At 56.6% G+C, this 11,287-nt stretch carries 6 protein-coding genes; 3 read left to right on the top strand and 3 right to left on the bottom strand.

What is annotated here, in order from left to right:
* The first annotated feature begins 11 nt into the window (after positions 1-11).
* The 3 genes from UH5x_RS09145 to UH5x_RS09135 all read left to right on the top strand — a co-directional run bounded on the left by UH5x_RS09145 (position 12) and on the right by UH5x_RS09135 (position 4,670).
* Positions 12-1,955: a polymorphic toxin-type HINT domain-containing protein gene (locus UH5x_RS09145; RefSeq protein WP_482635476.1), complete on the top strand. Its 1,944-nt coding sequence runs from the start codon at positions 12-14 to the stop codon at positions 1,953-1,955.
* A 274-nt stretch (positions 1,956-2,229) separates the two neighbouring features.
* On the top strand, positions 2,230-3,726 hold the full coding sequence (locus UH5x_RS09140; RefSeq protein WP_482635475.1) for a hypothetical protein: 1,497 nt from the start codon (positions 2,230-2,232) through the stop codon (positions 3,724-3,726).
* 251 nt (positions 3,727-3,977) lie between these two features.
* Positions 3,978-4,670, top strand: a complete 693-nt coding sequence (locus tag UH5x_RS09135; protein WP_482635474.1) for a hypothetical protein — start codon at positions 3,978-3,980, stop codon at positions 4,668-4,670.
* A gap of 231 nt (positions 4,671-4,901) precedes the next feature.
* On the opposite strand, the gene UH5x_RS09130 is transcribed toward UH5x_RS09135, so the two are convergent.
* The 3 genes from UH5x_RS09130 to UH5x_RS09120 all read right to left on the bottom strand — a co-directional run bounded on the left by UH5x_RS09130 (position 4,902) and on the right by UH5x_RS09120 (position 11,197).
* Positions 4,902-6,221 carry a DUF1501 domain-containing protein gene (locus UH5x_RS09130; protein ID WP_482635473.1) on the bottom strand — a complete coding sequence of 440 codons (1,320 nt, stop codon included), beginning with the start codon at positions 6,219-6,221 and terminating at the stop codon, positions 4,902-4,904.
* Between the two features lie 77 nt (positions 6,222-6,298).
* Positions 6,299-9,079 (bottom strand): DUF1549 and DUF1553 domain-containing protein, encoded by a 2,781-nt coding sequence (locus UH5x_RS09125; protein WP_482635472.1) that lies wholly within the window; start codon positions 9,077-9,079, stop codon positions 6,299-6,301.
* Between the two features lie 264 nt (positions 9,080-9,343).
* Positions 9,344-11,197: a glucuronate isomerase gene (locus UH5x_RS09120; protein WP_482635471.1), complete on the bottom strand. Its 1,854-nt coding sequence runs from the start codon at positions 11,195-11,197 to the stop codon at positions 9,344-9,346.
* Positions 11,198-11,287 lie beyond the last annotated feature (90 nt).

The following is an 11,287-nucleotide window of genomic DNA, read 5'->3' as shown; positions in this document are numbered from 1 at the left end:
CGTCAATGGAGATGAATATGAAGGCGACGCGATTGAAACCCAGGTTTGGTGTTCGCTACTCGATGGGGATTTTCCTCGCGGGGGCGACTTGTGTGGCGGCGACCGGAATTGAATCTCAGGCGGTTGCAGCAGACGCGACCTGGTCGGAGCAACTGGTTGATGCTTCGTCAGTTGGAAACGTCCAACTTCGTGAACAACTGCTGGAGAATCCTCCCGCGGATGTGGAGGCCCAGTCGTTGGCGAATGCTTTGAAAGGGCGGTTGAAAGACACCAACGGCCAATGGGTTTCGATCGAAGAATCCGTTCAGGACGACGCTCGTTCGAATCGGATCGCCGAATACGAAAGCCGACGCGATGCGATGGAAGACACGGCGGCCGACCACTGGCAACTCTCTCGTTGGTGTCGAACAGCGCACATGCCGGGGCGGTCTCGAGCTCACGCGGTTCGTGTGATTGAACTGGACCGAAATCATGCCGCGGCGCATCGGTATCTGGGAAACGTTCAGGTGGGCGACGTTTGGGTTGCCGCAGAAGAAGCGATTGAGCAACAGAAAGAACTGCGTGCAACCCAGCAGAACTTGCGCGTTCACACGCCGAAGATTCGGGCCATCGCAGAAGCGTTCCGGTCAACCGATTCTGCGACCCTGAACAAAGCACGCAAACAGCTCGAACGCATCGACACGCCCGCTGCCATTGATGCGGTGTTGCAACAGGCCTCGGTTGGATCCGATGAGTTTGCAATCGCTGCTGTCCATTGGCTGGGCGAACGCGAGGAGGCAAACGCTGCAGTGGCGTTGGCCCGATTGGCGGTCTTTGATCAACGGCGAGGGTTGCGTGATCTGGCAACGCAGCAATTGAAAACGATCGATCCGGCGCTGTTTGTGCCAACGCTGTTGGATTGGTGTCAGGGAACCGTCGAATCAACGCACAGTTTGGTCTTCAACGAGGGGGATCGATCCTACCAAGTCGTCCGGCAATATCGTCGAGAGGATGCGGAAGGCGTGAAGGTTTTGGATTCCGTGACCCAGGTCTTTGCTGTGCAGGGAGGCGTGTCCTCTGGCGGAGTCATTGCTAGCCGCGACGCGGTGGAGAGTCTTCAGGCCGAAAGTGCTCGCGATGCCAGTGTTGTCCGGTCCGAAGCAGAGCAATTCAACGAACGCAGTCGTTTTTTGCAAAGTCGTACCGCCGCCGTGATCCAACAACTCGATTCGAGCTTCAGCGGCGAACAGTCCGCTGAAAGCATGCGAGATTGGTGGCATGAATATCGTGGATATGGTGACACGGGAATTCCGCCCGTTGAGCGTCGGTTGGTCCGGAATGTCGCGTACCGCGCCGTGGGCAATACAGCTCCGATCGGAGCGTCACCGACTCGAGTTCGAACGCTTTCCTTTTTCTCAGAAAGCCCCAAGAGTGCTCCATCGGAACCACAGGAACCGATGACTTGGGCGCAGAAGCGAGCCGCTGCTGTTCCGGATGCCAAGATCGGTGTCTACGTGCGACCCGCTGCGGATTGCTTGGTCGCCGGAACTCTCGTCTGGACCGATGGCGGAATGCGTCCCGTGGAAAGTCTGCGTTTGGGAGACCAGGTGCTGAGCTGTGATGTGACCACCGGCGAGCTGAGCTATCAGAGCGTTTTGCGACAAACGGTCCGCGATCCCGAGCCACTGACCAAAATCCAGCTGGGAAGTGACGAGATCGTTGCCTCAAAAGGTCACCCCTTCTGGGTGATTGGACGTGGCTGGACAACGACGGAACAGCTGGTTCCCGGAGATGCGTTGCACGGAGCGGATGGGGTGGCAGTGATTGATGCCCTTGGTTCCGTTGCCGCCGACAAGACTTACAACTTGGTTGTGGACAAGAACCACAGCTACTTTGTCGGCAAGTCGCGAATTCTGTCGCACGACGCGGAAGTGGAACGCCCCGATGGGATCGCCATGCCGGGTGTGGCGTTGTAAGCCAGTCTGGATCCCCGTTGACCGGAGGTATCCGGTCGATGACTGAAAATTGATCGCCGCGATTCAAGTGATTCGAATCGCGGCGATTTTTTGTTTGGCAGGAACGAAAGTTCCTCTTTCGTTCCCTCTGGGCGGTTCTGGGTCGCGATCCGAGGTCAATCGACGAACTCTTTCGCTGCCGTCAGTCGGAGTTTCCGTTGACACCCGGGGTCGGCATTTGATAACTGAAACTTGAGTCAAAAAATCATCCTTCTCCGGTTTCAGGAATTTCCCGTTGTTTCAACGGTCAGCCGTCTCTGTGAACGCTTCGCCCAGCCGCTGTGGTTCGGGACGCTGGAGTGTGCGCCATTCCGCTCAATGCAGCGGGAATTGCGGCCTGGAACAAGCTGAAGTCGAGCGAACTGAAAAACAAGACTGTGCTGCGTTGACCGCCCAAGCGTTCCTGATCGCAATGGTTGGTTGCGTGGTGTTCTCGCTGACCGGATGCCGGGGACGAGCCAAGCAGGAGGTCTACAGCCAAAAAATGGCGAGAGAAATTCGGCTGTTGGAAGATCAGCTCTATGAAGCCGACTACGAAAATCGCGTGCTCATCGAAAAGTTGCGGCGAGCGAAGGCTGCTACGGCGGCGGCAGTGAACCCTTCCCCCGCCGCTCGTCGAACTCCAAATTTGATCCCAGGACTGTCGAAACCTGGCCTCCTGGACTCCAAGCGGCCGCCGGATCCTGTCGTGGATCCAAACCCCGACTCCTTAGAGGATCTATCTGCCGATTTGGATGACATCGACATGGGAAACGTTTTGGAGGATCCCGAGTTCGTCGATCCCGGCGTTCCCGACAAGTTCACTCCGCGGGATCAACCTTTGGTCGACCCAAGCGACACATCACCAGCCGACCTGGATTCGAATGCAGATTCGGAAGACATTCCGCCAGGAACCAAGACCCCTGCTGAAACGCCCTTTGATTTCGGCAATGGGATGGACCTGGATTCCATGATCGATCCAGGGGAACCATTCATTCCCGATAGCGATCCTGGATCGTTGCTGCCTGCTCCGGCGCAGCCCGTTCCTCCAGGACCGGATGATCTGAAATTTGATCCGGTTGTCCCGGGAGACCCCGTGCCACCGAACTCGCCTTCTGGGCTGCCAGACAATCCGCCAGGTCAAATTCAATTGCCGGATGGCTTGGGAATGCTTGGTGGCTTGGGCAAGGTCAACGGTGCCCCCGAAAAGATTGAGCTCTTCACTGCCAAGCTTTCGGTCAACGACAAGAACTCGTTGCCGCGTTTTGTCAGCGACATCACGCAAGCGGCGCAGTCACCATCGAATCCCGACTATCCGCCAACCGAAGGCATTGATGTCGTCGTCGATTCAATGGATCAATATGGACATGCGATTGCGTTGATTGGCGACTCGCTGGATCCGTTGACGAAACTTGCATCGTCGGACAAACCGCAACCCAAAGCCATGCCAGCGTTGCTGGAGCAAACGAACTTGAGTGTCGTGGTTCTGGATGCATCCAAGTCGGGTGATGAAGCCAAACTGGGACGCTGGGACTTTGGGCCCGATCAGTTGGTTCGATTGCAGCAAATGTCGGCAGTGGATCTGCCTCGAGACTCATTGCGAATTCCGATTCGTTGGAAGGACAGGCGTCCTGAGGGCGAAAAGGTAGTTGTGTTCGTGCGTCTGAAGCAAGGCGAACGCGATATCCGTTGTGATGTCGAGATGGATCTGCGATCCAAAGCATCCGTCGCGGGTTGGTTGCCACGACGCTGAAGTCCCGAGGGACGCTCTCTGGACTTCGCACCGTGAGCTACGCAATTCGTGTTTGCAAAAACGTGGCGATTGTGCCGGTTGGATCGGTTGTTGAATTCAGCGGTTCGCAACCAGTGTGGAATTTGATGCCTCGGCGACGGGCTGGACCGGTCGAGTAGCGAGGGATGACCTAGGGTTGAGAGTCACTTGGCTCTCGGTCTTCCCACCTCACTTGGTCGTTCTCTATGGGCATGAACTCCATCGATCCTGCCATGGATCTAAGCTCCCTGCCAGTCATTCCGCTGTTGACGATCATGGTTGTGTTTTGCCTGGCGACCATTGCGGTCTATGGCTTTGCGATGAAGTGGAGTTTGTCTTTGGCTGGCTGCGGTCAGCATGGATTTGGGTGGTCCTTTTGCGTGTCATTTGCGGCGGGGCTGTCGAGCGGATTGGTCACGGTTGTATTTGCCTTCTTTGCCGATGTGGTGCCTCCCATTGTGCCCTTAGTCCTGGCGATCGCTGCTGCGGTGATGACGGTTGCCGTCATGACTCGAAGTGGGCCCATCTCCGCGGGGGTTGCTTACATCGCATTTGTCTTCATTGGTGGGTTGGGAATGATGGTCACAGCGGTCGTGATGGGGGTGGCTTCGTTTGCCTTCATGGACATGAAAGAATTCGCGAAAGCGGCTGAGGCGATGGATTCTGGAATGCTGCAGAACGCAGAGGCGACCAGCGACGACGCAAACATGTGGGCGACCATGCCCGCGCAGTTCGACAACGCGTTCTTCGAAAGTGAGGAAGCGGTCAGCGAGGTCAGTGCGCCGAGTGATGAATCACTTGATCGTGACGAAGGTGTGTCACCGCTGCCCTACCATGGGGAGCGAATGGATGATGCCTCACACAACCCACACGCTCAACGGAAATCAAACCCGAACTCCGTTCAGGTCAATCCGTTCGTTCAGTAACGAACGATCGTCGTAAGCACCTCGTTCAGCCATCGGCTTTGGCGGCGATGAACGTTGAAGGCCGGTGTTTGGTCAGGCAAGGCCAACCAATGCGTGGGAAAGAGGCTGTGGTCTGTCACGACTTGTTTTTAGGGTAGTGGACGAGGCCAAGAGTCCTGAACTGGCGTCAAATCCAAGGACTCGTGGCCTCGTCCACTACGAACAACGCTAACTTTTAACTTTGACAAACCACTAGCTGAACAAAGCGTCGATCGGACGACCATCGCGAACTAACGTGATGGGGCGACCGGTTTCGCTGTCGAATTCCATCGTTGGGTCGATACCCAGGTTCTGATAGAAACTGGCAGCGACGTCGTCTGGCGTGATGGCTTCATGCCGAGGTCCGGCGGCAGTGTCGTCGCTTTCTCCGATCACCTGTCCACCGCGGACGTTGCCGCCTGCCATCAGCATGAACATGCAACGCGGGTAGTGATCGCGACCACCTTCGGCACTGCGATCATTGATCTTGGGTGTGCGTCCAAATTCGCCTGTGACAAACACGGCGGTGGATTCCAGCAGACCACGTTGCTCCAGACCGACCAGCAACCCGCTGAGACCGGCGTCCAATTTGGGAAGTTGTTGTTCTTTCAGCTTCGTGAAGTTGTCTTGGTGAGTGTCCCAGCCACCGAGTTGCAGCGAAACAAAACGCACGTCTGATTCGATCAAACGCAGGGCGAGCAAGCAGCTTTGACTGAACGGGTCTTCGCCGAACTGTTTTTGCATGCTCTCCGGTTCGCGTGAAATGTCAAAGGCTTCGCGAGCACGCGAGGATGTGATCATCGCGTAGGCTTGCTCACCAAAGCGGTCCAAGCCTTGGAGCAGCGAGTCGTCTTTCTCGAGTGCTGCGAATCGACGGTCGAGCTTTTTCAGCAGGCTTTGTCGTCGAGTGACTTCATCGATGGAAACGTTTCCCGGCAACGAGATCCCTCGAACTGCAAATGGTCGATTCGGTACCGGGGTCGCCTTGGTTTCCAGTGCCGCATGTTGGATGCCCAAGAAACCTGCGCCGTGGGATGCTTTGGGAATCGCAACGTGGTTGGGAATGTCGTGATCACCGGGGCGTTCTCGAGTGATCACCGCGCCGTAGCTGGGGTATTCCAGCGAAGGGATGGGGCGGGTGCCGCAATTGATGTATTCACGTCCCAGTTGATGGGCGGCGAGCGTGTGGCTGACGCCTCGAAGAATCGCGAATTTGTCGGCGACCTGTGCCAGCTTTGGCAAGTGTTCACTGATCTGGATGCCAGGAACGTTGGTTGCGATCGGTTGGAACGGGCCACGGATTTCATCGCTGGCGTTGGGTTTTGGGTCAAACGTGTCGATGTGTGACGGTCCACCGTTGAGTTCGACGAAAATGGCTCGCTTGGCACCGCCCGGCAGGACTCGCCCGGCTTCTTCCGCACGCAGCATGGTAGGCAGTGAGATCCCAGGCAATGCAACCGCACCCAATCCCAATGTGCCCGCACGAAGAAAATCGCGGCGTACGATGCCATCGCATGTTCGGTGAAGATTCATTTGGAGTTGCCAAGTGGAATGTTGGGAAGGATGTGTGTTTGACTCAGCGTTTCTTCGCACACACGAACGTGTTGTGATCAGTGCGTGATGATGAATTCTTTCGTGTTCACCAGCGCCCACATCAGCGATTCGAGTCCGGATTGGGGCGAATTGGATTCGGAGATGAACTGAAGCGAAGTCGCACGTTCGTCTTCGCTGGGGTAACGCGAAAGCGTTCGCAGGTACGCGTCGTCAACGACTTCGTCCATGGAGGTCGCCGGTTGAACGTCGCGTTCGGGTTCGATCCGCGTGAGTTCCCAAGCGTCAGGATCACCCAGCAGCGTTGCCAAATCGGGCGAGGCGTACCCGTAAAGTTCGAGTTTGTTTTGGACTCGCGCGTACTCTTCGCGGATTCGAACTCGGTTGGTGCGTCGTTGCTTGGGAGCCATGCGTTGGTAGCGTTTGATCTTCGCGATGGTTTGTCGGTGGAATTGCTCCGCTCGACGTTGGACTTGAGGATCGACGCTGGTGTTCCCAGATTCGAGCCCGAGCGACTTCATCGTCTGTGTGACCCAGCCATCCTTGGATCCCAGTTGCTGATACATTTCGAAGTCGTTTCGCAGGTAGATCGACTGCAGCAGGCTGGGCGAATCGCTGCGGTCGCAGTCGCAGTTGCTCTCGCGTTCGGATTGGCCGAACACTTGGAGCGCGAAGTTGCGATTGTTGCGGTTTTGAGTGACTCCGTTGGCGATCGCCATTTGTTGCAATCCGCTTCGCATGCGATCCGATTTGCTACTGGACTGGGTTGCCAACTGCACCGCATCGTGAATCACCTCGGCAGGGAGTCGTCGAGGAACGTGACGTGAAAAGTTGCGATCGTCGTGAAGGTTGCTGGCGTTGGCGTCTATGCTTCGCTGGTAAGCATCGCTGGTGGTGATCTCGCGAGTCAGCCATTTCAGGTCGTAGCCACTGTCAATGAATTCACTCGCGAGTTCATCGAGCAAGGCAGCGTTGCTCGGCGCGTTGGCCAGGTTCATGTCATCGGTCGGATTGATGATGCCGATGCCGAAGTAATTCGCCCACACTCGATTGACGATGGCTTTCGCGAAGTAGGGATTGTCGTCTTGACGCAGCCACTGCATCAGATCGCCTCGCGGATCGCGGTCCAGTGGAACCGAATCGGATTGGCCTAAGATGAAACCTGCTGGAATCCTGACTGGGGCAGCCTTGGGGAACTTCTTCGCCCTCGCTTTGGCGCGTCGTTGTTGGGATTGAATGGCGGCCGTGTTGTAAATCAGTTCCGGAAAGGGAACCGTTTGGCCTTGTTGGGCAGCCTGATAAATTTTGCGACGTAGGTCACCGTTGCGTAGTTTTTCCTCGCCAGTGATTTTTGAAATCAGTTCATCGCGTTGTTCACGCGATTCGCGAGCGACGGTGTTGGGTTTGGCATCAATGCTCTTGAAGAGTGTTGCGAATTGGTCAAAGTCGTCCTTGGACCACTGGTCGAAGGGATGCTTGTGGCACTGGGCGCATTCAATCCGAATTCCAAGAAAAGAATAGGCAAAACCGATCGCTCGTTCTTCTGGCTTTTGGAAGTTGCGACGAGCCCAAAAGAGAGGCATGCCCGAACGTTCAGCGAATTGGGATTCATTGCCAGGTTGGCATGCTTCCGTCATCGTTTTGCAGTATTGAAGGTAGGATTCGTCCTCTTCGCGATTGTCGGCCATGACGATGCCTTCGACGATTTGGTCGTAGGGCACGTTGTCCTCCAAACGGACACGCAACCATTCATACCAAAGCCGCGACGCGGACCCTCGAACAGGCAACGCGTTGTTCAGTTGCACATCACTGTTGCCGGTCCAATCCGCGAGCCGGGTGGCCCACCAAGCGGCGTAGCCAGGTGATTCGAGAAGCTCGTCAATCAAACGCTGGCGTTTGTCCGGCCGCGTGTCGGTTAAGAAGGCACGCACATCCGCCGCAGCTGGAAGCGTTCCCGTGACGTCGAAGCTGGCCCGGCGGATGAAGTCGGAATCGCTGCAGATGGTCGAGGGGGTGATGCCGAGTTTGTCGAGCTTGAGTTGGATCCTTTGATCGATCCGATGTTCCGAAGGTCTGGGCGACGCAATGACTTCATTCATCTCGACCCGTCGAATGACTGGGACGGGAACCACCGCGCGGTCGTAAGCGATCACAACGTGAGTGTCACCCGTTTCGCCTGCGGAGACCCGTCCGTCTTCGTCGATGGCGGCGATTGCGTCATCGTTGGTTGTGAAACGACACAGTTCGGTCACCTCTTCGCTCGTTCCGTCTGCCCAGTGTGCGATTGCTGTGAGCGAAACGGTTTGCGAGTCGGCTTGGAATTGAATCTCGGCAGGTTGAATCTCCAGGCGGTCCAATGCGTGAATTGTTTGACTGTCAAACTTCGCGCCAGTCGCGATCCAGTTGCGAAGCGTGTTGTATTGCCAACTGCCTTCGTCGAGACGCTTGCCTCCTTCGTGCATGTCCGCATCGGTTGGCTTGACCAGGATCAAGCTCTCGGCAACATCATCGATGTCGACCCGTCCGGTGTCGGGATCGAGCAGTTCCGCATGGTCCGCTCGAAAGTCATAGCCAAACAATGAGAGTTGAAAATCGCCGCGACCTTGGAACGAGCCATGGCAGGCGCGGCCGTTGCATCCCAAGCGGCCAAGCAGCGGGGTGATGTGGCGTTGGAAGTCGGGCACTTCCTGGGAGGAACCATCCGCCATGCGGATCGAGAGCGAGGCGGTCACTTGGTCGCTGGAGCCAGAGGTTCGCTCGGTCGCCGGCGTGGGTGATTCAGCAAACGAGGGCACCGCGCCGAGTACGAGCCCCACAACGACCGCGAAAACGGTCGCCATGCAGGTTGCCAACTTCCCACCTCGTGTCAGTCGAACCACATTGTCTCCCTCAGATTTCGTCGCCGTCACGCATTGCCAATCAAGCACGTCCCTCAAGAATGGAACGTGTGTCGAGCACCAAAGTACCGTGCCGGGCATTGGATTTGGGCAAAGAAAACGGAGGTTTCTCCGTCATAGCGGGCTCGTTCTGAGCGTTTGAGTGACCTGAGGGGGCTTCCTTTGACATTCGGGAGGTTCAATCGCGAAGTCAGCTGCCTCCAGCGGCTACTTGGATTCCTCATCATCGTCCAGGAATTCCAGGTCGAACTCTTCCAGCTCTTGGACCGTCTCCGCGGTGGGATCGGATTTCTCAGCGGGTGAGTCGTCGTCGCTTGGCGAGATTTCAAGGGTGTCGTCGCTGTCGCTTTCGTTGACCGGAAACGTAAATTCACCGGTGTTGGGATCTGGTTGCAATTGCAGGGAATCATCGTCCGGGCTGAACGAGGACTCACCACGCAATTGAGTGATCTGGGCGGATGGTTCGTCATCCAGCAAGTTGCCAACATCCAGCGTTTCGTCTTCGACCAATGTTTCCAACTCGTCCGCGGAGGTATCGCTTGGGGATGGGGTATCTCGCAGTTCCACATCATCCACGCCGAGCTCATGGACTTCTTCTTCGGCTGGCAAGGCATCGATTTCGAGCACTTCGGTGACACCCGCCACGGCCGTTGCGACACCGACAACGCCCAGGGACTCAATGCCGGAACGCGGTGATTCCACGGCGTCCTCGCCGCTCGATTCTTCGCCCGCCGCCCCGTTGGGACGTGGGAAGATTTCGTCGACGTTGTCACGCAAGACTTTGCGGCCGAGTTCGACGGCACGTTCGATCGACCAGCCTCGATCGCCGACGAATTGGTCGGTCAGCACGCCACTGAGGACCTTGCGGTACATGTCAAACTTGGGCCAGATGAACTCCAGTTTGTAGGCGTCGCTGTAGTATCCGATTTGCTTGGTTTGCGGAACGGCTTCCAGTCGTGCTGCCGAATCGCGAGCGATGAATGAAGGCGTGTTGCTGTACCACCAGTGACCGTTGGTGATCACGTTGGGGAAGATCCACGCGTAGCTGACCAATTCTTGGTTGGTGACGCTCGCCAGCACGGAAACAGGGAATTTCACGTTGGGGAACGAGTTGAACAATTCGCGATACTGAATCAGAGAAACGCGTGAATCGTAGAGGTCCTGTCCTTGGAAGACGCCTTCGGGATAGACCTGGCGATTGACGCCGATCATCAAGTCAAACGGCAAGCCGAATTCATCGCACAGTTCGGCCAGTGTCCAGAACACCCGACGCGACAACGCTTCGTGATGAGACGCATCGGCCGAAATGCCTTTTTGCAGCACCGCGTTGAGGGCGGTCGAGGCTCGGCCGTCGCCAACAGGAGTTGGTGTGAACGTGGGAGGGATCGAGATCGCACAGGCGCGAGCACCGCGACTGACGAAGTGTTCAAAGCGTTGTTTCAAACTCGAACGAAGACTCTCCAGAGTGCCGTCCAGTTCGATCCCGGTGCAGGCCGCCAATCGACCGCGAACTTCGGGCTTGGCCAAATGAAAAACCAAGTCATCGGTGCGGAGGCAGGGGATGTAGGTGTCCGTGTCGAAGCCTTCCAGTGCATCGTCGAAGTCGTTGGTCAGGAAGACCGCTTGGACGTTGCTTTGATCGAGCACCGTTTCGGACCACTGCGCCGAAGCCATGATCGATTCACTTCGATCGTAAAGGGCTTCCCAGTTGTTCAGGTGCAGGCGGTCCTCTTCAAAACCAAAGAACGTGCGACAGATTTCGATCAGCCAACTGTACTGGGCTGTGTTTTCGAGTGGCTGCAATCCACCCACCAAGCGTTCGACCAATTCTTTGGGGCCGATCGCTTTGTCTTCGATCCGGGACTTGGGCATTCCCGCCGAGTGCGCGAGTTCAGTGTAGTAGTGGTAACCGAGCAAATCGGCCAACGTGGTGGATGCCGGCGCATGCGGGTTGATGTGCGAATGCGGGTCAATCAACCGAATGGACGTCAACGCTTCGTAAATCTCGGATTTGGGTCCGTTGGCAACGCTGGACGAGTCTGACATGGCGGAGGCATTCATGAGTGGCGAAATTCAATCGCAACAGGATACTCACTGATGCTCCCAGGATCGACCGTGGAATGTACCAACCGAGGGCTGGATCGAGCAAAA

Source organism: Rhodopirellula sp. UH5 (genome assembly GCF_056839225.1).
The sequence above is the reverse complement of the archived record's forward strand: the minus strand, read 5'-3'. Positions and strand labels throughout refer to the sequence as shown.

Bases quoted from the DNA above. Each gene is read 5' to 3' on its own strand.
- UH5x_RS09145 (WP_482635476.1), top strand. From the start codon at position 12: ATGAATATGAAGGCGACGCGATTGAAACCCAGGTTTGGTGTTCGCTAC.
- UH5x_RS09135 (WP_482635474.1), top strand. From the start codon at position 3,978: ATGGATCTAAGCTCCCTGCCAGTCATTCCGCTGTTGACGATCATGGTT.
- UH5x_RS09130 (WP_482635473.1), bottom strand. From the start codon at position 6,221: ATGAATCTTCACCGAACATGCGATGGCATCGTACGCCGCGATTTTCTT.
- UH5x_RS09125 (WP_482635472.1), bottom strand. From the start codon at position 9,079: ATGGCGACCGTTTTCGCGGTCGTTGTGGGGCTCGTACTCGGCGCGGTG.
- UH5x_RS09120 (WP_482635471.1), bottom strand. From the start codon at position 11,197: ATGAATGCCTCCGCCATGTCAGACTCGTCCAGCGTTGCCAACGGACCC.